Raw genomic sequence first — 23,282 nt, 5'->3', positions numbered from 1 at the left:
GTCCTCGTCGACGTGGCGAGCAGGCGCTCACCCTGATTGTGGTTCAGCCGCCGGTCATTTGCCGGCAGGGCATGCATTATTGTCACTCGACAATACTTACTAGTAAGTAAGTTGTCAATGCAGGTAATTGGCATCAGCAGGCATTCGTGAGAAGCACCTGCATTTTTAAGCTAAGTTAATGAATTTAAAACATTGTTTACAGTTTTGGCTGGCAGCACTTGCGGAACTGCTTTTGACTGAACACCAGCAAGAATCATTAGGGTTTTGCATGGCAAGACGCTGCTGTTCAGTGACTAGTCGTTGTAACAGTCTGGCATCGGCCTTAGTGACCATGATGGTCCCCAAAGAAACAGGGTATTTGATTCAGGCGAAAGCGCTCTCTTTTGGCCTCAATCAGCTCGGCAGCTTGTTTCTCCAAATTACCTGGGCTGAGCGCTTTCACCCATTTGTACGGGCTGTGGCTGGAAACCCCAAACCGAGCGCAAACCGCGGCAACAGCGTAGCCCCGCTCTGAGAGCGGTGTCACGACTTCTCCTTTGAATTCAAGGGCGAAGCGCTGGGTCCTCATGGACATCCTATGATGCTCAAATCATAGAGCAGGGCTGACTGCGAGAGCCGGGGCAGTCCGCTGGCTTTCAGTGCCTGTCGGAAAATTCGGCATGATCAGCGTACATTTACGATTGACACAAGCCATGATATTTACCAAACATTCAATAAATCTATTTATGAATTGACTGTTATTGCTTAAGAGATATTGGCCGGTTTTCATCGCATTGAAGTGCGCTTGTTTTTATCTGAGGAGTGTGTCGTGAGTTCACCAGATGGCGGGGCGGCTAATGCCCATGCTGCACGGCAGGGCAGAGCTTTTTCCACATTAACCGCCCTGCGGGCAACGCTGATCTTTGCCATCAGCTTGGTAGCGGTGCCGCTGCCCAATATCAGCAGTAAGCCGATCTTCATCACGGGACTGTTGGTGTTTGGCGCAGCCTCAGCCGCCGCTGCATTGTCGCCCAGCTTCCTCATGCTGATCGCGATGCGCTTTGTGCAGCGCATGGGCGCGTTCAGGGAGGCTCCGGCTGCGCTGTCCTTGCTGCGCGGCGGCTGTGCGGAACCGGCGGCTTGCAGCCGCGCTATGGCGAGTTGGGGCCACGTTTCCGTACTTGGAGCCAGCGCCAGCCCGGTGATCTCCGGCGTGATCATCACCTGGCTGTCCTGGCGTCAGATTCATAGTACCGCTGGCGGTCAGCGTCTGCGCCTTGTTGGTGCCGGGCGTCTGGCTGCCTGCCTCGCCTGAACCGCGCGGGAGCAAAGCGTTGTATCTGGGTGGAGCGGTCCTGGCAACGATCGGCATTTCTCTCTCCAGCGATGGCCTGATCTTGACCGGCGAAGCCGGCTGGCTCTCTCGCGGCGCGATATTGCCGTTGCCGGTTGGCGCGGTCTTGCTATTGGCTTTCTTGATGGTGGAGCGGCACGCCGCCTCGCCACGGTGGGCCACCCTGGGCTGTTTGCCCTATCTGCTGGCCTTGATCGCCTCCAGCCACAACCGCTCCGCTGACCGGACGCTTGGGCGTGCCGCCCGCTTGTCGCATGGTGGCCTGCTGATAGACACCGCTGGTCTGACGTTGCTGGCCGGGCTGGATCGGCACTCTGCCTCTCTGACGGATCTGCTGCCAGGACTGATCACGCTCCCCATCGGCACCACAATGATGTTCGCAAGCTCAGCCGTCATCGCCACCAGCGAGTTGCCAATTGACATCTCGTCAATCCGGCTTGGCGGGAGGAGTAAGGAAGAGCGCCATGAAACCATGGGCTGAGCTTGGGCATGGCCACCACCATGTCGGTTGCCGCTCGGTTGCCGCATTGCTGACGGATGCGGTTGAGGGCTGTGCCTGAGCATTGGGAGCCACAGCAGTTTCCTTCGTGGTGGTGGCGCTATTGCTGGCCATGCAGGCGTGTATGCGCGGCGTGTCCGCAGGCCAGCTGACGACGCAGAAACTGTAGTTTTCGCAGCTAAATTCAAAGCGATGATAAGGAGCACACATGGACACCATCCTCGAAGCGATCCGGGCCTGTGGTTTGACGGCCATGACAGGAGACGAGCGGTACGATGAGCACGAAGCCGCCAGCGCGGAGCAAATCCGCTTACTGTTGCAGGGTGGGTTGCCACGAGAGGACGCCGCTCCAGAGCCGATGCAGCAGGACAATACTGCCTTCACGCTGACCGATATCCAGTATGCCTACCTGATAGGCCGCAACCCCGGCCTGGAACTGGGGGGCATTGCCAGCGCCTTCTATCAGGAGTGGGAGGTGGAAGCGCTTGACCTGGCGCGCCTGGAGCAGGCCTTGGCCAGCACGGTGGAGCGCCATGCCGTGTTGCGGACAGCAATCCGCGACGGCGGCGAGCAGGCCGTAGTGGTGGCCGCGCCCAACTGTCGCATAGCCTTGACCGACACGCGCACCTGGGACAAGGCGGCGCGCATGCGTCATCTGGACGCGGAACGGCAACGCATGCGCCATACCATGCTGCCTTTGAATCAGGCTTCGCCGTTTGAGATCCGGGCATCCTTGCTGGAGGATGGCGTAACCCGGCTGCATCTATTGTTCGATCTGATGTTGCTGGATCTACGCAGCGTGCGCATCGTCATGCGGGACTGGTGGCGCGCCTATTCCGGCCAACCACAGGCGGCGTTGCCGGCACACGCCACCTTCGCCAGCTATCGCGCGGCTGAAGCGGCACGGCAAACCGGTCCCTGGGGCACACTCGATCGCCAATACTGGCTGAACCGACTGGACGCGATGAGCGCCGCGCCGGAGCTGCCGCTGGACGCCTCCCCCGAGCATCTGACGCCGCCGCATACGGTTCGCGCTAGCCGCGAGTTGAGCGCGCACAAGCTGGCCGCCTTGCGCGACGTGGCTGCCCGCAGGGGTCTGACCGCTGAGAGCCTGATGCTGGGCATCTACGTGGAAACCTTGCGCCAGTGGTCCAAGCAGCAGTCGTTCACGTTGACACTGACAACGTTTGGCCGCCGACCGCACTTCGATGGCGTAGCCGATATCGCGGGCAACTTTCTACAACCGCTGCTGCTACCGATCACCGCCGAGGCGGGCGAAAGCTTTGCCGAGCGGCTGGCCAAGGTGCAAACCGATTTGCTCTGCCACCGCTGGCATGCCGGTTACAGCGGCATCCAGTTGTTGCGCGAACAGGCGCGCCAACAGGGCCAGCGCGTATCCGGTTCGCCGATAGTGTTCAGCAATATGCTGGACGCCGACCTGAACGAGCTGGTGGAGGAAGGCGGCTGGCCAGGCGCGCGCATGGTGTACGAACGCAACCAGACGCCGCAGGTATGGCTGGAAAACCAACTGACACGAGACGGGGACATCGTGCGCGTGAACTGGAACCATGTGGATGGCTTGTTCCCCGCGGGTATGGTCGAGGACATGCTCGATTGCTATATGGCCTTGTTGGCGCGCTGCCTTGACGACGAGAAGGTATGGTCGGTCCGCGGCGCGGTGACGGCGCTGCCGGCGGCGGACCTGATGGAGCGCGAGCGCGCCAACGCCACGGAAACGCCACTGCCGCTGGCCCTGCTGCATGAGCTGGTTCTGCAACGCGCCAGCAGCCAGGCCAACGCGGTGGCAGTGCAACAGGGCGACATCAGTATGAGCTTTGGCGAGCTGGCCCGCCGCGCCGGCGCGATCGCGCAAGCCATCCACAGCCAGACCGAGGTGAAGCCTGGCGAGATAATAGCGGTATCGCTGCCGCAAGGGCCGGAGCTGATCGCCGCCATCCTGGGCACGCTGATTGCCGGCGCTGCCTACGTCGCAATAGACCCGACCTTGCCGGCAGAGCGCCGTCAGAGCCTATTGCACCGCTGCGCCCCGCGCGCGCTGCTGAGCCGCGGCGACATCCACCCGCAAGAAACGCACACGGCGCTGCCGCGCATTAATGTCGAAGGCGTGCCGGCAGCTGAGGCCTGGCCGGAGGCAGCCTCACTACAGTCGCTGGATGATCTGGCCTACGTGATCTTCACCTCCGGCTCCACCGGCGAGCCCAAGGGCGTGATGATCAGTCACCGCAACGCCGCCAATACTGTGCTCGACATCAACCGCCGCTTTAGCGTGAACCGCGACGATGCGGTGTTCTCAGTGGCGCCGGCCGGCTTCGATTTGTCCGTCTACGACTACTTCGGCGTACTGGCGGCCGGCGGCCGCGTGGTGTTCCAGGATGCCGCCAACGCAAACGATCCACAGGCTTGGTGCCAGACGCTGATACAGCACAGGGTGACGATCTGGAACAGCGTGCCTGCACCGGTCAAGGCGCTGGCCGATCGCTGCGGAGATGTGCTGGCACAGACAGTGCTGCGGCTGGTGTTGATGAGCGGGGACTGGATTCCCATCGACCTGCCTGGCCGGATACGCGAATGCCTGCCGGCGGTGGAGCTAATCAGCCTCGGCGGCGCAACCGAAGGTTCGATCTGGTCCATCTGCCACCCAATCGAGCGGGTGGATCCGTCTTGGACCAGCATCCCCTACGGCAAACCGCTGGCCAACCAGCGCTTCCATGTGCTGAACGACTGGCTGGCCCCATGCCCGAAGTGGGTGACCGGCGAGCTTTATATCGCGGGCTGCGGCGTGGCCCAAGGTTATCTGGCCGATGCCGAAAAGACCGCGCAACGCTTCATCGCCGATCCGTACAGCGGCGAGCGCTTATATAAGACGGGGGATCTGGGCCGTTATCTGGCAGACGGCGTGATCGAAATCCTGGGCCGTGAGGACAACCAGGTGAAGATCAACGGCTACCGGGTAGAGCTAGGTGAGGTCGAGGCCTGCCTGCTGGAACACCCGGAGGCCAATCATGTGGTGCTGGACGCGCCGCGCCACACCAAAACCGGCCAGCGCCACCTGGTCGCCTATGTGGCGGCGAAGACGCCGCCGCAGGGCGACGCCGATTGGCAAACGTTGCTGGATGGGCTGCGCGAGCTGGCCAGCAAGCAACTGCCATCGTATATGGTGCCCAGCTACCTGGTGCCGGTGGACGAGATGCCGCTGACCGCCAATGGCAAGATCAACCGCGCGGCCTTGCCACCGCCGTGGCAGGAGCACGACGAGGCGGAGGCCAGTGCCGAGCCGGCAGGCACACTGGAAAACGAGCTGCTGGCGCTGTGGCGCAAGCAACTCCGGCATGAAGACTTTGGCGTGACGGACGGCTTTTTCGATATCGGAGGCGATTCGCTGCACGCGGTGGGCTTGCTCAGCGCCCTGCGCGACCGCTACGCGCCCTGCGCGACCGCTACGCGCTGACGCCGGAGCGAGAACAGGACGTGATCGAAGGCCTGTTCATGAACGCTAGCATCCGCGACTTCGCCAAGCTGCTGGATGGCCTAGATGTTGTGGTGGAAGAGACGTGCTGCAGAGCGCAACGATGACGAGCGGCGGTGAGTTCGACTTCATCGTGGTAGGCGGCGGGTCTGCCGGCTGCGTGATGGCGGCGCGGCTGTCGGAAAACGGCAGGCACCGCGTGCTGCTGCTGGAGGCTGGACCGGCCTCCGACGTGGCGCGCGAAGACAGCCCCTTGCGCGACGCCTCACGCCTGGTGCTAAGCGGCTACAACTGGGACTACCAAGCCCATCTGCGCAGCGATGGCGAGCGCGGCGCACGACGGAGGCCGTTTGCCTATAGCCTGGGCAAGGTAATGGGCGGATCGTCCGCCATCAATGGCGCGGTGGCGCTCAGGGCCTTCCCCAGCGACTTCGCCGCCTGGGAGCACATGGGGTGCCCGACTTGGTCTTGGGACAAGGTTCTGCCGTGGTTCCGCAAGATGGAGCAGGATGTGGACCGCGCCGACGCATGGCACGGCAGCGATGGCCCGCTGAGGCTCCGCCGACCAGCCACGGGCGAGATTCATCCGCTGGATCAGGCATTTGCCTGGTCCTGCCAGCGCCAAGGCATACCTTATTCCGATGACCTTAACCTGGGCGAAGACCCGGCGGTGGGCCTGGTGCCGGCTAATGTGCGCGGCCAGGCCGAGCGGATGGACGTCTATCGCGCCTATCTGCAGCCGGCGCAGCGCCGCGCCAATCTCACGGTGGCGACGGACGCCGAGGTCGCGCGCATCGTGCTCGAGGAGTGCCGCGCTTGCGGTGTCGACGCGGTGGTCGATGGCCGGCGCTTACGCTATTGGGCGCGCCAAGTGGTGTTGTGCGCGGGAGCGATCGGCACGGCGGCCTTGCTGCAGCGCTCCGGAGTGGGCGATCCGGCACAACTGGCGCAGGCCGGTATTCCGCTGCGCGCGGCCTTGCCTGCGGTGGGCCGCAACCTGACCGATCACGCCTCTCTGGTGCTGTGGGCCTTGCCCAAGCCCGGCGTATGCGTGCGGGGGCTGCCATGGCGCCAAGTGGCAGCCCGCGCCTGCAGCGGTTACGACCACAAGGTGGATGTGCAGATCGGCCTGTTGAACAACGTGGCCAGCAAGACCGTGCCCAGCTTCCAGGAGCGGGTGGCTTACCCGATGCTGGTAGGCGGCTCGATCATGCTGATGCGCCCCAGGGCGCGGGGTGCGGTACAGGTACTGAGCGATGATCCGGCCCAGCTACCGCGGATAGACCTGCCCTTGAGTGACGACGAGGACATCGCCAGGCTGGCCGGCGGGGTGAGGCTGCTATGGCGAGTGCTGAAAGATCCTCTGGTGTCCTGCTATCTGGACGGCGTGCAGTTTTGGTGCGAATCCATGATAGACAACCCGGCAGTAGTGGTCAGCGCGGTGCGCAACCTGGTCAATCCCGGCTGGCATGCCGCCGGCACGGTAAGAATGGGGCCGGCATCGGACGCCGGCTGCGCAGCAGGAGAGGATGGCGCGGTGCATGGGCTGGACCGCCTGACAGTGGCGGATGCCTCGCTGTTCCCGACCATTCCGTCCATGCCCACCAATCTGACCACCATCATGCTGGCGGAGCGACTGGCCGCGACGCTACTGGACAAGGAGCTGGCATGACAATGCGCCCTCGTCGCGTGGTATACGCCTTTCCACACGCCGGCGGCTCCGCCGCCCTGTATCGAGTCTGGCAGGCCCAACCCTGGAACGACGGCTTGCTGGTGCCGGTGGAAATGCCCGGCCGGGGTTTGCGCATCCGCATGCCGGCCATGGAAAGCCTGCCCGAACTGACCGCCTGGCTGGCCGACAAGCTATGCGCGGACCTGCGCGAGAGACAGGCACCGGGCGTGGCCGAGTGGGCAACCTTCGGCCATAGCTTCGGCGGCGTGCTCAGCGTGATCGTCGCCAGCGAAATGAACCGGCGCCATGGACTGACGCCACGTTTCAGCGCGGTGTCGGCCTCGATTGCGCCGGGCATCCAGCCGGACGATGCGAGGCATCTGCTCAGCGACGAACAGATCCTGGCCATGGCCAGGGCCGACCAAGGCACGCCGGAGGCGGTGCTGCGAGAGCCGGCGCTGGCCAGTCGGGTGGTAGCCCAGCTACGCTGCGATTACCGCCTGCGCCGGCAATTTTTGGCACACCGAGGGCTGAAAGTGCCGCAGCCACTTCACTTGATAGGTGCCGAGCAAGACCCTCATGTCAGCTTGGCGCAACTGCGCGCCTGGGAACATCACAGCGAGGCTGGCACCGCGCTGCACACCATACCCGGCGATCACTTCGCCATTTACCGGCATTGGTCGCGGGTACGCGACATTCTGTCGTCGTAGCCGCAGGAGTCAACGATATGAGTACGACACAGCTGGACCCATTTCGGCGGCATTGCCGTGATTTCCTGGCGCAAGCTGCCACGCCGCAGGTGGCTCAGTGGGAAGCCCAGGGACGGGTGGACCGCGACTTCTGGGAGCAGGCCGGCGCGGCTGGCTTGCTAGGCATCGGCGTCAGCCGCGAGCTGGGTGGCCGCGGCGAGCGCGACTTCCGCTACCCCATGGTCCTGATCGAGGAACTGATCCGCGCGGGCATGAGCGTACCGGGACTGGTGTCGCACAACGATGTGATCGCCAGCTACATCCTGACCCTGGGCACGCCGGAGCAGAAGCAACGCTGGTTGCCGGCGCTGTGCTCCGGTCGCGCCATCGGCGCGATCGCGATTACCGAGCCACACGCCGGTTCCGACACCAATGCACTGACGACCCGCGCCGAGCGCCAAGGCGATCGCTATGAGCTGAATGGCGGCAAGGCCTATATCACCAACGGCCATAACGCCGATCTGGTGGTGGTGGCGGCGAAGACGGCCGATCCCCAGCGCGGCCAGGGCATCAGCCTGCTGGTGGTGGAGCGCGGCGCGGAAGGTTTCAGCCGCGGGCCCTTGCGCGCCAAGCTGGGCTGGCATGCCAGCGACACCACCGATCTGTTCTTTGAGCATTGCCTGGTGCCGGCGGACAACCTGCTGGGGCGGGAGAACCTGGGCAGCTTCTATTTCATGACGGCGATGATACGCGAGCGGCTGAGCATCTCCACCGTGGCGGTGGCCAGCATGGAAATGGCCTTGGAGCAAACCCTGGCCTATGCCAAGGCGAGAACTGTGTTTGGCCAGCCGGTGGGCAGTTTCCAGCACAACCGCTTCACGCTGGCCAAGCTGGATACCGAAACCCGCATCGCCCGCCTGTATCTGGACGATGCCATTACGCGTTTCAATGCCGGCGCGCTCAGCCTGGTGGACGCGGCGAGGCTCAAGCTATGGGTGACCGAACTACAAAGCAAGGTCGCGGATCGCTGCCTGCAACTGCATGGCGCTGCCGGCTATATGGACGGATCCGACATTGGCAAAAACTGGGTCAACAGCCGGGTACAGCAGATATACGGTGGTACCAGCGAGGTGCTGCATGAGCTGATTAGCAAATCAATGGGATTGTGAAACCTTGTCCAAGCCGAACAGGAGGCGGGAATGACACATGATGGTAAGCCGACGCTTTGGCATAACCGGCCTGGCAGCTTAGCGGAGTGGTGCAGGCTACAGAACCGGACCGGGTACCAAGGCTGGAACCTGGGGACTGGCCGGCGCGGCTGGCGGCATCGATGGCTTGATTGGCGCGCAGGTTTCCAGCCGCATCTATCGGCTGAGCCCCTATTACGCTGGGAACGAAGACACCAGACAGACACTACTGCGCCAAGCCCTGGCTTGTATATCAGCGGGTGCGGTCTTGACGCTGGATGTGCCGGAAAATGCGAATGCCTTAATCAGACAGCTCCCGGCGCTGGGGCTACGCAAGATCTTTCATACCGTCCGGATTTACCGCCGCGCGCTCAGGTCAAGCGGATACAGGCCATCGCCTCGCTGGAACTGGGCTGATCTTTTACCAATTTTTCAAGGAGTGATGCATGGATCAGGTTATGAATGAGCAGACCTTGTCAGACCTTCCCACCCTGTTTGAATGGATGGGCGGCCGGGAAGCCTTGCGCAATTTGATGGAAACGTTTCACCCCAAGATATTGAAGGATCCGCTGCTGGCCGAGATGTTCCGCGAGGTGCCGGACTTCCACCCCGAGCATCTGGCCATGTGGTTTGAGGAGGTGTTGGGCGGTGAGCCGCGCTACACCAATGAACGCGGCGGCTTCAAGACCATGATAGGCATGCATCGCGGCCGCGCCATTCAACCGGAGCAGCGCAAGCGCTGGGTGGAACTACTGATGGAGACCGCCGACGAGGTGGGCTTGCCCAGCGATCCTGAATTCCGTTCGGCTTTTGCCGCCTATGTCGAGTTCGGCTCGCGCCGCGCGCAGGCCAACTCCCAGCCCGATGCGCCGCCCTCGCGGCGCCAGACCGTGCTGCGCTGGGGCTGGGGCGAGGCCAAGCCAGGTACGCCTTGAACGGGCGCATTGTCGGAGAGAACCGCGCGGCAGCGGGAAAGGCTGGACGCGCGCTAACGCCATGGTAATGAAATGAAACGTGAATCCATCAAATTAAGCGTAGGCATGATAGACGACATGTAAGCCTTCTGGCATCGCATACGCTGCGGCAGCGACGATTAGAGTCCATGCGCTTCATTTGCGTGCAGATGCCGCTGCGCGAGGCGGGCAGCTTCCTGCCGGCTATGTGAGCTGTTGTTCCACCAGCATCCGACAAGCGGACATCTTCAAGGCACATCCTACTGGATCGCTTGATCAGCCATCCGGATGTCTGCCATGCCGCCATGCGCCACTTGGCTACCCCCCTGTGAGCGCGCCCCGCCTCGGACTGCGCCCGGCAAGTATTCCTGCTCAGCAAGGGCTTTGTCGCCTTGCAGGCGCATCGGTTGCGCACAAGCGGGGCACGATTGCGAACAACGCTTCTCGGCCCAACTGCTGCAGTTGCGTACGTCGATGGCTTGCGGCCTGAACATACACCCGGCGGCCAGGCTGGGCGGCGGCCTTTTCCTGGACCATGCCGCCGGCCTTGTCCGCGCCAATGGCCTAACACCTGGAACGATACGACGAAAAGGAAACCACCAATGCAATTGAAGCCAGCAACAGAAGGCCGGCGGCGCATTTTGCTAGGCGCTTGCGGCTCCGTGGACATTCTGACCCTGCCGCGCTATCTGTCGGCGATCAAAACCAACATAGACTGTGAACTAAGCGTATTGATGACACGCAGCGCCGAGGCTTTTCTGCCGGCTGCCAGCGTGGGCTTGTATGCGGATAGGGTGATCGCGGGAGAGCGGCCGGAGGACTGGCCTATCGATAAGCCATCTCGCATCGTTGCCGACCACGACCTGCTGGTTGTACTGCCCGCCACTGCGCATATGCTTGCGACGGCGGCACAGGGCGCAGCACCAAACCGGCTAGCCACGATCATCCTGGCCTCTAATTTTCCCGTGCTGTTTTTCCCGGTGATGGGCGCGGTTATGTGGGAAAAGCTGGCCGTGCAGCGCAATGTGCGTCAGTTGTGCGAGGATGGCTATCAGGTGGTGGAACCGGTATGGCATGAGAACTACGATGTGTCGCTGGGGCGCATGGTGGGCCATCCCTCGCTTCCCTTGCCGGAGCAGGTGGTTGAGCTGATACGCACCAACCTGCGCCGCTAAGCGTGGGACAAAAAACCGGCGGGCACCCGCCGGTTTTTGATTTGCACCCGCAGCGCGCGGCTTACAGCAAGTGCGCCAGCAGCAAGGCGGCGAGGTAGAGACCAACGCCGAAGGACACGTGCGCAGACAGGCTGCGCAGACGGGCCACATTAGGCTGCGGCGTCTTGCTGGCGGCGATGCCCGCTCCCAGGCCAGGCTGCAAAATGAAAAATGGCGCGGCCACGGAGAGCAAGCCGAATCCCAAAGCAGGCAGCGGCGTCGGCGCAATGCGCCACTCCGGCCCACACAGGGCCAGCAGCATAGCGGCGAACACGATGCCTATGCCGTAATGCAGCGCCCAGCCTATCGCCGCTTCCCCGGCCACCGGCTCCGCCTTGGCGATATTCTCGTGGCAAAAGCGGCCGCGCAGCAGATGGCCGCTCCAGCGGCCCACCATGCCGTAGTTCAGCGAGGGTATGTTGAAAAAACGGCGCAGAAACCAGGCCCAAAAGTCCATGACCAGCGTTGCGCCTATGCCCAGCGCCAGGGCATGAGTGAAGAAATCTGCAGTCATCGTGGTTTCATCCTAAGTAGGTGGTTCAGATGCTTGGCAGCAATGCATCGCGTCTGGTGCTCGCGGTGCGGATTTCAGATATGCTGGCCCCTTAACATTCAATTTCTTTTTTTAATGATTAATTGATTGCTTTTTCTATGTCAATATCTGAAATCCATTCCAGGGGCGTGCGGGTGAGCGACTTGGCCGATCTGGCCAAGACCCTGGGGAACAGCCATCGCCTCCTTCTACTGGAACATATCGCCGAGGGAGAAAAGACGGTGGAGGCGCTGTCCGATCTGGCTGGCTTGTCGGTGGCGAATGCTTCCCAGCATTTGCAGCAGCTCAAACGCAGCGGCTTTGTCCAGTCGCGGCGCGAGGGCAAGAATGTGCTGTACCGGCTGGGATTGGGGCCGATCGCCGCCTTGTTAGCCGCGCTGCGCGCCTGCGCCGAGCATAATCATGCGGAAATCCGCGCCTTGATCGCCGACAGCTTGTGGCAGCAGGACAAGCTTGAGGCGATTTCGCGCGAAGAGCTGCTGCAGCGCATGCAGGAAACCGAGATCGTGTTGCTGGACGTGCGTTCCGAAGCCGAATACGCCGCAGGCCACCTGCCCGGTGCCATCAATATTCCATTGGAAGCCTTGGAGCAACGCCTGGCGGAGGTGCCGCGCGACCAAGAAGTGGTAGCTTACTGCCGCGGTAATTACTGCGCTTTGTCGAGCAAGGCGGTTTCCATTCTGCGCGCGCTGGGGCGCAATGCGCGGCAATTGCAGGGTGGTATTTGATGGAAATCCGCGCGTCCTGTTTGCGCACAGAGCTGACTCCGGCCTTGATGGGGAAACTGGCGGATTGCTGGCTGCCGGCACCGCATGCCTTGGCCGATGGTGCCTGTGCAGGCATTGCCCTGGCGAAGCTGGAACAGGCTTTGTCAGGGATGGCACTGGCCGTCTTGCTGCCGCCAAAACTGCGGCGCGTGGTGCGCAAACGCCAATTGTCTTTTCTCGGCGGTCGACTGTGTGCTGCGCGCGCATTGGAAGCCTTGGGCGTGGCCGATACAGTAGTGCGGCGCGCCGAGAACGGCTTGCCACTATGGCCGGCCGGCGTGCTCGGCACGATCACCCATCATGACGCAGCGGCCTATGCGGCCGTTGCGCCGGCATCGGCTTATGCCGCGCTGGGCATGGACAGCGAGCGCTTGGCCAGGAGGGACGCGGCGGAGGCCATCCGCACCATGTGCTGCACGCAGGCCGAACGCGTGCGTTGGCTGGGATGGTGCGCGGCACCCCTGGCGGAAACACTGATTTTTTCCGCCAAAGAGGCAGGCTACAAGGCCATTCATCGCTTCGTGAAGCGTTTTGTCAGCTTTGCCGAGTTCGAAGTGACAGCCTTGGACTGGGCCGCGGGCCGTCTGCAACTGTCGCCTGCCGCTGCTAGCAGTCTGCAGGGCGTGATATTGCCATTCGAGATTCGTTTTCATTACACCGACGACGTAATGCATACCCTGGTGGCGGAACGGCAGATGCTGTTCGCGGCGGAGGCCAGTCATTTGCCTGCATGACATGGATTAGTATCGCTCGACAATACTGACGAGTAAGTATGTTTTCAATCAACCGCCTAGCTTGCTTTCGCTAGCGCCGACACCAAGAGCATTCATCCAGCGCATGCCTTTCATTTAAAGATTTTGGGCTGATCTTCTGACTTGAAAAGTGCCTGAAATCACCCCCAAAGCGCCATTGTGATGGAAAAAAGCAATCTACCCGAGCTGGCTGGCGCACCACATTGCTGGAGTCCGACAATTCGGCCTAGCACGCAATCCGTGGGACTTGACACGAACACCCGGAGGCAGCTCCGGCGGGATGCGCCGGATTTTCTCTGCGGGAAGTCGGCAGTGATCTTGCCGGCTCCATCCGAATACCCACCGCTTACTGTGGCATTGCCAGATGCAAAGCACGCGAAGGCAGCATCCCCGCACCGGACATATCCCTCATCTGCCTGCTCATTCCCTTTGGCGTAGCGCTGATTGGCAAGCGCTGGCAAGACGCGGCCTTGCTGCATGTCGCCGCACAGTTGGAAACAGTACTGGGCGGCTTTGTTGCACCACCCTGGTTAGCTGCAACGTGCAACTGACGTCACATGGCGCTCACCATCAGCAGGCTGATACTGCAGGCTTGGCCTGGGCGGGCGGCCTGCTTACACTATGGCTTTTGTCCGGAAACCCCATGTCCCTGCCCCGCCCGCTGGCCAATCTGCTTGCCCTGCCACCCTTGCTGGCCGCCGGCAGCTTTGCGCTCACCGACAGCCTGTTCTGGCCCGTCCTGCTGTATCTGGCCATGAGCCTGCTGACCTTTGCCGTGTATGGCTGGGACAAGCGCCAGGCCGTGCATCACGGGCGTCGTACACCGGAAAAACTGCTGCACTGGCTGGAGCTGTTGGGCGGCTGGCCGGGCGGCTTGCTGGGCCAGTACTGGCTGCAGCACAAATCCAGCAAGTGCAGCTACCAGCTGATGTTCTGGCTGATCGTGCTGGCACACTGGCTGCTATGGGGCAGCTGGATTGCCTGGCGCTGGCATGTGGCGCATGCGGTCTAGGTGCGCCGTCGCGTTGCCGCCTGAATGGCCGCATCCAGACATTGCAGCAGGTCGGTCACCACTTCATCCCGATTGGTTTCGTTGAACATCTCATGCCGCCCGCCGGGGTAAACCTTGCTGCTGACATTGAGCAGGCCGGCCTCCCGATAGCGGATTTCCAGCTGGCCCAGCGCCAGGCGTCCCAGGCTGACCGGGTCGCGGCTGCCCGCCAGCAGGTAGACAGGGCAATGCCGTGGCAGATTATCGCCGGCCCTGGCCTCGCCCCTCTCCAGCGCGATGATGCCGCCAAACAAGTCCGCCCACAGTCCGGGGGTGGGGTCGAAACCGCAGAGTGGATCAGCCAGATAGGCATCCACTTGCGCCGGATCGCGCGATAACCAGTCTGCCTTGGTGCGGGCCGGGAAAAAGCCCAGATTGAAGCTGCCAAAAATCAGCCGGGCCATGAAACCGGATGGCGCATCGTCCCCGCCCAGCCGGCCCGCCAGCCGGGCCAACTGGCGCAGCAGCCAGGCCAGCGGGCGCTGCCGGTAGCCGGTGGCCGACAACACCAGCCCATCAAGCTTGGCACCATATTGCAAAAAATAATGCCGGGCGATGAAGGAGCCCATGCTGTGACCCAGCAGGATGAGCGGTACCGCGGGATGCTGGCTGGCCACGTGCTCGCGGACACACTCCACATCCGCCACCACCTTGTTCCAGCCATCCTCGGCGGAAAACCAGCCATGACGGGCAGCGTGCGGGCCATGGCCGCGATGGTCGTGGGCGTAGACCGCAATGCCGTGTTGCGCCAGTTGCTGGGCCAGCGGCTGGTAACGGGCGGCATGCTCGCTCATGCCGTGGCAGATCAGCAGTGCGGCACGTACCGCCACGCCTGCCGGCGGCTGCCAGCTGCAGCCATGAATGCGGTGACCATCGGCCACCTGCAAAGTGAAGTGCTCCATGTTTTCCTCGTTGCCGGTGGTACGCTTGCCGGCAAGGCCGGGGACGCAACTGTCGTTATCAGGCTGCGCAGGCGCAGGCATGGCTTAAGAAAACACGAATCGGCAGGACATGACAACCGCAATGCTGCAATCAGGCCAGCATCCGCGCCGGGTCGAACTGCGCATTGCTCAGCGAGGTGAGCACATGGTCGCGCCATGCGCCGTTGATATACAGGTAATCGCGCGCCAGGCCTTCCTCGACAAAACCCAGGCGCTGCAACAGGGCGGCACTGCGCTGGTTGTGCGGCTGGTAATTGGCTTGCAGGCGATGCAGGCGCAAGTCGTCAAAGGCAAAGCGGATGATCTCGCTGACCGCCTCATGCATCAGCCCCTGCCCTTGCAGGGTGTGGTCGATGCCATAACCCAGATGTGCCGCCTGAAACACCCCGCGCACGATATTGCTCAGGCTCACTGTCCCGACAATGCGCTGCGGCTCTTCCGGCAGGGTGAGCAAATAGCGCGCACACACGCCCTGCTCCCAGCCCAGCGCCTGCTGGCGCAACTGCATGGTCCAGTACAGCTCGGTAAAGAACATGTCACCGGGCTTGGGGTCCCACGGGGCAAAGTGCTGGCGGTTGGCTACCTGATAATCCAGCATGGCGCGGGCCAGCCCGGTATGGGGTGGCAGCAAGTGCAAACGCGGCGTGACCAGCACGGCTTGCAAGGTGGTCATGAGGCACATCCTTCGACAATGGCGGCAGACAGGCAGTGTAAGCGTTGCGCCATGCCACACTCAAGCGCCACTCCGGATGTAACAACGCCCGGACAGGCCGGGCGTCGGGTCTTGCTGTGCTGCGCGCGGTGGCTTAGTTGCCGGTCAGGCGTTCCAGTGCCTCGCGGTATTTGGCCGCGGTTTTTTCGCGCACGTCCAGCGGAACTGCCGGGGCCGGCGCCTGCTTGTTCCAGCCGGAGGCTTCCAGCCAGTCACGCACGAACTGCTTGTCGAAGGACGGCGGATTGCTACCGGCAGCGTAGCTGTCGGCGGGCCAGAAACGGCTGGAATCCGGGGTCAGCGCTTCGTCCATCAGCACCAGGGTGCCGTCTTCATCCAGACCGAACTCGAACTTGGTGTCGCAGATGATGATGCCGCGCTTGGCGGCGAATTCGGCAGCCGTCTTGTACAGCAGGATGGCGGTGTCACGCACCTTGGCAGCCAGCTCGGCACCAACGATGCCCACACACTGCTCGTAGCTGATGTTTTCGTCGTGATCGCCCACGGCCGCCTTGGTGGACGGGGTGAAGATGGGTTCGGGCAGCTTGCTGGATTCCTGCAGGCCGGCCGGCAGTGCAATGCCGCACACGGTGCCGGACTTCTGGTATTCCTTCCAGCCGGAACCAGCCAGATAACCACGCACCACGGCTTCGATCGGCACCGCTTTCAGGCGCTTGGCCACCACGGCACGGCCTACCACTTGCGGCAGGTCTTCGGCGGACACCACGTCTTCCGGCTTGTCACCGGTCAGGTGGTTGGGTACCACATCCTTCAGGGTTTCAAACCAGAAGTTGGAAATGGCAGTGAGGATCTGGCCCTTGGCCGGAATCGGATCATCCAGAATCACGTCAAAGGCGGACAGACGGTCGGTGGCGATCATCAGCATGCGCTTGTCGTCGATCTCGTACAGATCGCGTACCTTGCCGGAGTAGATTTTCTTCAGGCTTTTCAGATTGGTGGTGTTGAGTCCGCTCATGACACGTCCTTGCTAAAGGCTGGGCCGGCCTGCCTTGTGGGCGGGCTGGCGATTTTGAAAACGGGTGGGCTCCGCAGCCAACCGCTTGTCAGTTGGCAGAGCCGGAATGGCTTACAGCGTATCCTTCAACGCCTCGGCCTGCTCCAGTGCCTCGTCGGCAGTGGCGGCCATCACGTTGAAGTGGCCCATCTTGCGACCCGGCCGCGCCTGCTTCTTGCCGTACAGGTGCAACTGGGCATTGGGGGCCTCGGCCAATACGTCCCAATTGGGTTCACGGCCGTCTTCCTTCCAGACATCTCCCAGCAGGTTCACCATCACCACCGGGCTGAGCAGGTCGGTGCGGCCCGGCAGCAGGCCGCACATGGCGCGCACTTGCTGCTGGAACTGGTCGGTCAGGCAGGCAGTCAGGGTGTAGTGGCCGGAGTTGTGCGGGCGCGGGGCGATTTCATTCACCACCAGGCTGTCGTCGGCCAGCACGAAGAACTCCACCGCCAGCACGCCAACGTAATCCAGCGCTTCAGCCAGGCTTTGCGCCATTTGCTGGGCGGATGCCGCCAGCGCCGGGGCAATGCGTGCCGGGACAATGGACACGTCCAGAATACCGTTCTTGTGGCTGTTTTCCGCGACCGGAAACACCGCCATTTGCGCTGCGCTGACGCGGGTGACAATGGCCGATACTTCCAGCTTCAGGTCCAGCATTTTTTCCAGCACGCAGGCCTGACCACCCAGGTTGGCATAGGCGGCGCGGGCTTCGTCCGGGGTGCTGACCCGTACCTGCCCCTTGCCGTCGTAACCCAGACGCGCGGTTTTCAGGATGCCGGGCAGGTAGGGCGTGAGGTCGACCTGGATGTCTTCCACGCTTTCAATGGCCAGATAGGGCGCAGTCGGCAGACCGGCCTTGTTGATCCAGGCTTTTTCGGCAATGCGGTCCTGGGCGATGGCCACGCAATCGCCGGACGGCGATACACGGGTGGTGCGGGCCAGTTCGCGCATGGCATCGGCGTTGACGTTTTCAAACTCGGTGGTGACGGCGGCACAGGTCTGCGCCAGCGTCTTGAGTGCAGCGGCGTCGTTGAACGGGGCGCACAGATGCACGTCGGCGAACTGGGCGGCCGGGGCATTGCTGTCCGGGTCCAGCACGGTCACGCGGTAGCCCATGGTCTTGGCAGCCACGGCAAACATGCGGCCCAACTGGCCGCCGCCGAGAATGCCCAGCATGGACGGTGGCAGGATGGCCGCCATTTATTCCACCTCCGGCAAGGTCATGCCCAGCACGGTTTCTTCCTGGCGCTTGCGGAAGGCAATCAGTTTCTCGGCCAGTTCCGGCACGGCATTGGCCAGCATGGCCACGGCAAACAGCGCGGCATTGGCGGCACCGGCTTCACCAATGGCAAAGGTGGCCACCGGGATGCCCTTGGGCATTTGCACGATGGACAGCAGCGAGTCTTCGCCGCGCAGGTATTTGGACGGCACCGGCACGCCCAGCACCGGCACGTGGGTCTTGGCAGCCAGCATGCCCGGCAGGTGGGCAGCACCGCCGGCACCAGCGATGATGGCTTTCAGACCGCGCTCGGCGGCGGTTTCAGCGTATTGGAACAACAAATCCGGGGTACGGTGGGCGGAGACGACGCGGGTTTCGAAAGCGACACCGAAGTCTTTCAGCACGCGCGCGGCGTTCTGCATGACTTCCCAGTCGCTATTGCTACCCATCACGATGCCGACTTCAATCATGGCGGTGAAGCTCAGGGAGGAATAAAGACGTGATTTTACCTGAGAGCCGGGGGGGGCCGGAATGGTTTTTTATTTTGATATCAAGACAGTTGCACCAACTGTCGCAAGTGCTGTCTCTGGCTCAGCCCGGACGCGGATAGGTAAACAGCAGCAAGTGCGCGGTATTGAAGGCCAGGTGCGCCAGTGCGGCCAGCGCCACCTGCCGGGTGGCGGCATACACCAGGCCATATCCCAGCCCGGCCAGCGTGGCCAGGCCCACCCAGCCCCAGCCACCGGCCACATGGGCGGCACCAAACAGCAGCGAGGCAGCAATCAGCGCAGGCAGGGGCTCCACCCGGTTTTCCAGCCAGCGCTGCAGGCCATGGCGAAACAGGGCCTCTTCCGGCAGCGCAGTCAAAAAGAAGTTGGCAAACAGCCAGGGCAGCAGCCAGGCCGGCAGCTTGGGCGCATAGGTAATCATGCCGCTTTCCTGCGCCAACGCCAGTACCAACATCAGTAACAACAGGCCGACTGCCGCCACGGCACCGCCCCAGGCCCGGCCACGGTGGGGGGCATCATGCAGGCCCAGCAGCAACAGCCAGCCGGCCACTCCCTTGTCGAAGCTCCACAACAGCCGGTACACCTGGCTGTCCGGCGTTGCCCGCCCCTGCCACAGCAGCGGATTGTCAAAACCGGGCAGCGCATGCAGGGCCAAGGCCAGCAATAAGGCCAGCCACAGCACCCGCCATTCCGGGCGCGGAAAACGGTAAACCACATAGCTCAAGCTGCCGGCCACCGCCAGTGCCAGCAGGCCCAGCGGTTGCAGCAGCCCGCACAACAGCGCCAGGCCAATCGCCCCCAGGCCAGCCAGCATGGAGGAGCGCGGCAGGCCCAGGCACTGCAATAACAGGGCAATGGCCAGCCAGCCAAAGCTGGCCAGTTCGACGGGAGCGGGTAGCATCATGGGCAGGCGCAGCCGCCCGGCCAGCACAAGAGCTGGCCGGGCGGTAAAGGCTTACATCTTGGAGAGTTGCTCACGCGCCTTCTGGGCGGCGGAGCTGGACGGATACAACTTGATCAGGCGCTTGAGCGTGGCCTTGGCAATATCCACCTGCCCCAGGTCGCGCTGGCAGTTGGCCACATTGCGCAGTGCATCCGGTGCTTTGGGATTGTCCGGGTATTGCTCGGCAAAACGACGGTGTATTTCAATGGCGGCATCGTACTGGCGCTGCGCGGTATGGGCTACACCCAGCCAGTAGAGGGCGTCCACTGCCTGCGGTGCGTTGGGGTTCTGCTGGATGTACAGGCTGAGTGCGGCGGTGGCCTTGGGAAAGTCGCGCGCGCGCAGCAGGTTGAGCGCCTTGTCGTAGTCCGGGCTGGTCTGGGTATCGGTCGCAGCGGCGGGCTGACTGGCTGCAGGCTGGCTGGCCGCTTGCTGGGCGGCGGCTTCCTTGCCGGCGCTCTCCAGATGGCTCAGGCGGCCATCCAGATCGTTATACAAATCGTTTTGCCGCTTCTGCGTGGTTTGCAGATTGTAGTTGGCCACTTCCACTTCGCCGCGCAGCTTGGCCACTTCGGCCTTCAGGCTTTCCACCTGATTGACCATTTCCAGCAGCTTCTCGTTGGACAGCTTGCTTTCCACTTCGGTGAGGCGGGCATTGGCCTGACGATTGACCTGGTCAATCTGATAGCGGGTGGCTTCGATATCGCTGGTGGTGGCGCAGGCAGACAGGGTAAGCAGCAGCGCCGCGCTGAGGGCAAGGCGTTTCATGGGGCGGTTCTCGGTCCGTTGCATACAGGTTGGCCGGACATCATAGCAGCCCGAAGTGGATTTCTGGCTAGATGCCCGGCCTGATTTTGTGCGTGATGCGGATACGCCCGGTTGCGCGTATCCGCAAGCAGCTTTACTCGCCGTTGTACAGAATGTCGGCGCGGCGGTTCTCGGCGTAATCAGCCTCGGTATTGCCGGTAGCCTTCGGCTTTTCCTTGCCCAGGCTGACGGCTTCCACCTGGCTGTCCTTCACGCCCAGCACTTCCAGCGAGCGCTTCACGCTCTCGGCACGGCGCTGACCCAGGCCCAGGTTGTATTCGCGGCTGCCACGCGCATCGGTATTGCCCTGGATGATCACCTTGCGGTCAGCATGATCCTTCAGATAGCCGGCATGGGCTTCCACGGTGGGCTTGTCGCTGCCCTTGACGGTGGAAGAGTCAAAGTCAAAGTACACGCTGCGCTTGGACAGCGGGCTGTTGGGGTCGTGCAGCGGGTCGGCATTCAGCTGGCCCTGATTGCTGCTGCCAGTATCAGCCGGAGCCACGCCCTGATTGGCGGTGGCGGCCGGGGCGGTATTGCTGGTAACGGCTGCCGGCTTGGTGCTGGCGCAGGCCGCCAGCAGAGTAACCGTGGCGGTGCCGAGTACGAGTTGTTTCCAGTTCATGCCTTCGCTCCTTGGATTTGAATGCACTACATCATTACGGATTGTTGAAAGGGCCCCAAGACGGGTCCTGCACTTCGCCATTAATCACTGCCAGTCTTACCTTGCTGCTGCCATCCAGCGTGGTGGCATACAGCACACTCTTGCCGCCGGACTCGCTGGCATACAGCACCATGCGGCCATTGGGGGCGAAACTGGGTCGTTCGTTATAACCACTTTCCGACAGCGCACGGACATCACCGGTGGTGAGGTCTTGTGCCATCACTCGGAAGCGCCCCGCCTCGCGCCGGATGAAGGTCAGGGTGCGACCATCCGGCGATACGCGTGGCGAAACATTGTAGTTACCTTGCCATGTAACGCGCTGGGCCTGCCCGCCGCTGACAGCCATGCGATAAATTTGTGGCCCGCCGGTACGGTCGGACACGAAATAAATCTGGCTGCCGTCCGGCGTAAAGGTCGGCTCGGTATCAATCGCATCGCTATAGCTGAGACGGCGTGGCGCACTGCCCAGCGTATTCACCAGATAAATCTGCGAATTGCCGGTGGTGGTCAGCACCACCGCCAGCTTGCTGCCATCCGGGCTCCAGGCCGGGGCCGAGTTACTGCCTTTGAAATTGGCCACCGCGCGGCGCTGGCCGGTGGCCAAGTCCTGCACCCATACCACCGGCTTCTTGCTCTCGAAGGAGACATAAGCCAGATAACGGCCATCCGGACTCCAACTAGGCGAGATGATGGGCTCTTTGGAGCGCAGGATGGTTTGCGCCCGGTTGCTGTCCACATCGGTGATCAAGCCCACTTGCAACTGGTAATTGCGGCCATTCTTCACCACATACACCACCCGGGTATTGAAGATGCCCCTCTGCCCGGTAATGGCCTGGTAAATCATGTCGGCAATGGTGTGGGCCACTTCACGGCCACGGTCTGGCGTCACGGTGAACTCACCGGAAGTCAGCTGCTTTTTTTGCGCCACGTCCATCAGGCGGAAGCTGATTTTCACTTGTCCCCCAGCCACCGCCTCCACCTTGCCGATGGCGATGGACTGCGCTGCAGCCGCCTGCCACAGCGGATAGCGGATGTCGGCAGGCTCTACCGGCACATTGGCTATGGCTGAGCCATCCACCATGCGGAACACCCCGGACAATTCCAGATCGCTGCGGATGATGGGAGTGAGCGCCTCGCGCATGCGCGTGGTTTCATCCTTGAACGGCACCACGGCAATGGCATGCTTGCTGGCACCGCCACCCACAATCTCGATGGTCATTTCCGCGTAGGCACCGCGACCGGCCAGCAAGACAAACATTAGCAATGCCTTAAACAGAGTACGAATGTCCGGCATGAGTTCCCTCTGAAACGAAATTTCCTGAAAAAACCTGTCCACACCGGCCGCTTTACTGACGCGGGCGGAATTCCAGCGTGAACTGGCGATAGCCATCGTTGAAGCTGGCACCGGGCGGCAGACTGGGGAAGGTACGTGCCTCCCAGATGGCGCGCTGTACCGCATCATCATATGCCTTGCTGCCGCTGGAACGAATCAGCTGCACCTTATTGACCTCCAGCGAAGGCAGCAAGGTCACCTGGACCCGCGCCACGGGATTACCGTTCAGCTCCGGTGGAATCTGCACCAGCGGGGTAATCTTGGCCTGGACCTTGTCGATCCAGCCGCCCTTGGCCGCCGCCGAACCATTGACCGCGCCACCGGCCACACCATTGGCACTGCCGGCCTGGGTGCTGCGGGCATTGGCCTTGTGACCGGTATTGGGCGCATCCAGTTGCGACAGCAAGTCGTCGGCTTGGTTGTCATAGGTTTTGGACTGCTTGCTGCCCTTGCCCGGCGTGGTGGCTGGCGGCACTTTGGCCGGTTTCTTTTCTGCCACAACCGGCGGGGCAGGCTTGGCCGGGGCTTTTTCTAGCGCTTTGGCTGGTTTTTCCTGCTTTTTCGCGGGTTCCGGCGCTTTTGCTGGCGGTGTTTTGACCGGCTCCGGTTTTGGTTTTTCCGGCAGCAGCTTGTGTACCGGCGCCGGCTTTTTCACCGGCTCGGCAGCGGGCTTTTCCAGGTGCTGCGGTTTGGGTTCGGGCTTTTTCTTCGCCCCCAGATTCACCTCGGCAGGCGGTTGCGGCGGTGGGGCCGGCGGGGCTTGCTCCGGCACGGCAACTGGCTTGGCAGCCGGCTGGGGTTCGGTGATGACCGCCGGTGCGGGTGGCGGGCTGCTCCACAGTTCCAGCGCCAGCGGCACTTCATGGGCAGCTTGCTTGCTGGCCAGGCCGGCCCATAACATCAGTGCGGCGACTACCCCGTGCAATAGCAGCGAGGCCAGTACAGACCAGGACGGGGTGCTTGAATCGGTACGCTTCAT

Annotated in this window: 25 protein-coding genes; 13 read left to right on the top strand and 12 right to left on the bottom strand. The window is 62.5% G+C overall.

What is annotated here, in order from left to right; translation table 11 throughout:
• Positions 1–322: 322 nt before the first annotated feature.
• A complete protein-coding gene (locus DLM_RS24110; protein WP_420000702.1) occupies positions 323–568 on the bottom strand; it encodes a transposase in 246 nt (81 codons plus the stop codon).
• A 240-nt stretch (positions 569–808) separates the two neighbouring features.
• Between DLM_RS24110 and DLM_RS21555 the strand changes: the two genes are divergently transcribed.
• The 9 genes from DLM_RS21555 (at position 809) to DLM_RS21515 (ending at position 10,995) form a co-directional block, all read left to right on the top strand.
• The gene (locus DLM_RS21555) at positions 809–1,294 is read left to right on the top strand and encodes an MFS transporter (protein ID WP_089082857.1); all 486 of its coding nucleotides are present in this window, start codon (positions 809–811) and stop codon (positions 1,292–1,294) included.
• Positions 1,295–1,313: 19 nt separating this feature from the next.
• Positions 1,314–1,814 carry a hypothetical protein gene (locus tag DLM_RS21550; RefSeq protein ID WP_089082858.1) on the top strand — a complete coding sequence of 167 codons (501 nt, stop codon included), beginning with the start codon at positions 1,314–1,316 and terminating at the stop codon, positions 1,812–1,814.
• A gap of 271 nt (positions 1,815–2,085) precedes the next feature.
• Positions 2,086–5,301, top strand: coding sequence for a non-ribosomal peptide synthetase (locus DLM_RS21545; RefSeq protein WP_167467189.1), 3,216 nt, complete (start codon positions 2,086–2,088; stop codon positions 5,299–5,301).
• A gap of 121 nt (positions 5,302–5,422) precedes the next feature.
• A complete protein-coding gene (locus tag DLM_RS21540; RefSeq protein WP_089082860.1) occupies positions 5,423–6,991 on the top strand; it encodes a GMC family oxidoreductase in 1,569 nt (522 codons plus the stop codon).
• Entirely contained in the window at positions 6,988–7,701 is a 714-nt protein-coding gene (locus DLM_RS21535) for a thioesterase II family protein (RefSeq protein ID WP_089082861.1), read from the top strand. Before DLM_RS21540 ends, DLM_RS21535 begins: the two co-directional genes overlap by 4 nt.
• Before the next feature lie 17 nt (positions 7,702–7,718).
• On the top strand, positions 7,719–8,849 hold the full coding sequence (locus DLM_RS21530) for an acyl-CoA dehydrogenase family protein (protein ID WP_089082862.1): 1,131 nt from the start codon (positions 7,719–7,721) through the stop codon (positions 8,847–8,849).
• Between the two features lie 166 nt (positions 8,850–9,015).
• Entirely contained in the window at positions 9,016–9,333 is a 318-nt protein-coding gene (locus DLM_RS24105; protein ID WP_167467188.1) for a hypothetical protein, read from the top strand.
• Entirely contained in the window at positions 9,314–9,802 is a 489-nt protein-coding gene (locus DLM_RS21525; RefSeq protein WP_197715470.1) for a group II truncated hemoglobin, read from the top strand. The genes DLM_RS24105 and DLM_RS21525 overlap by 20 nt, the downstream gene beginning before the upstream one ends.
• Before the next feature lie 620 nt (positions 9,803–10,422).
• Positions 10,423–10,995, top strand: coding sequence for a flavoprotein (locus DLM_RS21515; protein WP_089082864.1), 573 nt, complete (start codon positions 10,423–10,425; stop codon positions 10,993–10,995).
• A gap of 61 nt (positions 10,996–11,056) precedes the next feature.
• Here the strand turns inward: DLM_RS21515 and DLM_RS21510 are convergent, their stop codons facing one another.
• Entirely contained in the window at positions 11,057–11,548 is a 492-nt protein-coding gene (locus DLM_RS21510; protein ID WP_089082865.1) for a DUF2938 domain-containing protein, read from the bottom strand.
• A gap of 137 nt (positions 11,549–11,685) precedes the next feature.
• Between DLM_RS21510 and DLM_RS21505 the strand changes: the two genes are divergently transcribed.
• The 4 genes from DLM_RS21505 (at position 11,686) to DLM_RS21490 (ending at position 14,118) form a co-directional block, all read left to right on the top strand.
• Positions 11,686–12,315 carry an ArsR/SmtB family transcription factor gene (locus DLM_RS21505; protein WP_089082866.1) on the top strand — a complete coding sequence of 210 codons (630 nt, stop codon included), beginning with the start codon at positions 11,686–11,688 and terminating at the stop codon, positions 12,313–12,315.
• Entirely contained in the window at positions 12,315–13,088 is a 774-nt protein-coding gene (locus DLM_RS21500; protein ID WP_089082867.1) for a 4'-phosphopantetheinyl transferase family protein, read from the top strand. The genes DLM_RS21505 and DLM_RS21500 overlap by 1 nt, the downstream gene beginning before the upstream one ends.
• A gap of 193 nt (positions 13,089–13,281) precedes the next feature.
• Positions 13,282–13,422, top strand: a complete 141-nt coding sequence (locus DLM_RS24100) for an amidase family protein (protein ID WP_197715624.1) — start codon at positions 13,282–13,284, stop codon at positions 13,420–13,422.
• Positions 13,423–13,749: 327 nt separating this feature from the next.
• Positions 13,750–14,118 (top strand): DUF1294 domain-containing protein, encoded by a 369-nt coding sequence (locus tag DLM_RS21490; RefSeq protein WP_089083028.1) that lies wholly within the window; start codon positions 13,750–13,752, stop codon positions 14,116–14,118.
• On the opposite strand, the gene DLM_RS21485 is transcribed toward DLM_RS21490, so the two are convergent.
• The 10 genes from DLM_RS21485 to DLM_RS21440 all read right to left on the bottom strand — a co-directional run bounded on the left by DLM_RS21485 (position 14,115) and on the right by DLM_RS21440 (position 23,282).
• Complete coding sequence (locus tag DLM_RS21485; protein ID WP_089083029.1) at positions 14,115–15,059, bottom strand: alpha/beta hydrolase; 945 nt, start codon at positions 15,057–15,059, stop codon at positions 14,115–14,117. The genes DLM_RS21490 and DLM_RS21485 overlap by 4 nt on opposite strands.
• A gap of 130 nt (positions 15,060–15,189) precedes the next feature.
• Complete coding sequence (locus tag DLM_RS21480) at positions 15,190–15,771, bottom strand: GNAT family N-acetyltransferase (RefSeq protein WP_089082868.1); 582 nt, start codon at positions 15,769–15,771, stop codon at positions 15,190–15,192.
• 133 nt (positions 15,772–15,904) lie between these two features.
• Positions 15,905–16,786: a phosphoribosylaminoimidazolesuccinocarboxamide synthase gene (locus tag DLM_RS21475; protein ID WP_089082869.1), complete on the bottom strand. Its 882-nt coding sequence runs from the start codon at positions 16,784–16,786 to the stop codon at positions 15,905–15,907.
• 111 nt (positions 16,787–16,897) lie between these two features.
• On the bottom strand, positions 16,898–18,028 hold the full coding sequence (locus DLM_RS21470) for a 5-(carboxyamino)imidazole ribonucleotide synthase (RefSeq protein WP_089082870.1): 1,131 nt from the start codon (positions 18,026–18,028) through the stop codon (positions 16,898–16,900).
• Positions 18,029–18,517, bottom strand: coding sequence for a 5-(carboxyamino)imidazole ribonucleotide mutase (gene purE, locus DLM_RS21465; protein WP_045846422.1), 489 nt, complete (start codon positions 18,515–18,517; stop codon positions 18,029–18,031).
• 121 nt (positions 18,518–18,638) lie between these two features.
• Positions 18,639–19,460, bottom strand: coding sequence for a CPBP family intramembrane glutamic endopeptidase (locus DLM_RS21460; protein ID WP_145985915.1), 822 nt, complete (start codon positions 19,458–19,460; stop codon positions 18,639–18,641).
• Between the two features lie 51 nt (positions 19,461–19,511).
• Complete coding sequence (gene ybgF, locus DLM_RS21455; RefSeq protein WP_089082872.1) at positions 19,512–20,267, bottom strand: tol-pal system protein YbgF; 756 nt, start codon at positions 20,265–20,267, stop codon at positions 19,512–19,514.
• Between the two features lie 133 nt (positions 20,268–20,400).
• Positions 20,401–20,931 (bottom strand): peptidoglycan-associated lipoprotein Pal, encoded by a 531-nt coding sequence (pal, locus tag DLM_RS21450; RefSeq protein ID WP_089082873.1) that lies wholly within the window; start codon positions 20,929–20,931, stop codon positions 20,401–20,403.
• 34 nt (positions 20,932–20,965) lie between these two features.
• Entirely contained in the window at positions 20,966–22,228 is a 1,263-nt protein-coding gene (gene tolB, locus DLM_RS21445; RefSeq protein ID WP_231959927.1) for a Tol-Pal system beta propeller repeat protein TolB, read from the bottom strand.
• 88 nt (positions 22,229–22,316) lie between these two features.
• The gene (locus tag DLM_RS21440) at positions 22,317–23,282 is read right to left on the bottom strand and encodes a cell envelope integrity protein TolA (protein WP_089082875.1); all 966 of its coding nucleotides are present in this window, start codon (positions 23,280–23,282) and stop codon (positions 22,317–22,319) included.

This window comes from Aquitalea magnusonii (assembly GCF_002217795.2).
In the GTDB taxonomy this organism is placed as follows: Bacteria; Pseudomonadota; Gammaproteobacteria; order Burkholderiales; family Chromobacteriaceae; genus Aquitalea; species Aquitalea magnusonii_B.
Note: the sequence above shows the minus strand (reverse complement) of the source record. Positions and strands in the feature narration are given on the sequence as shown.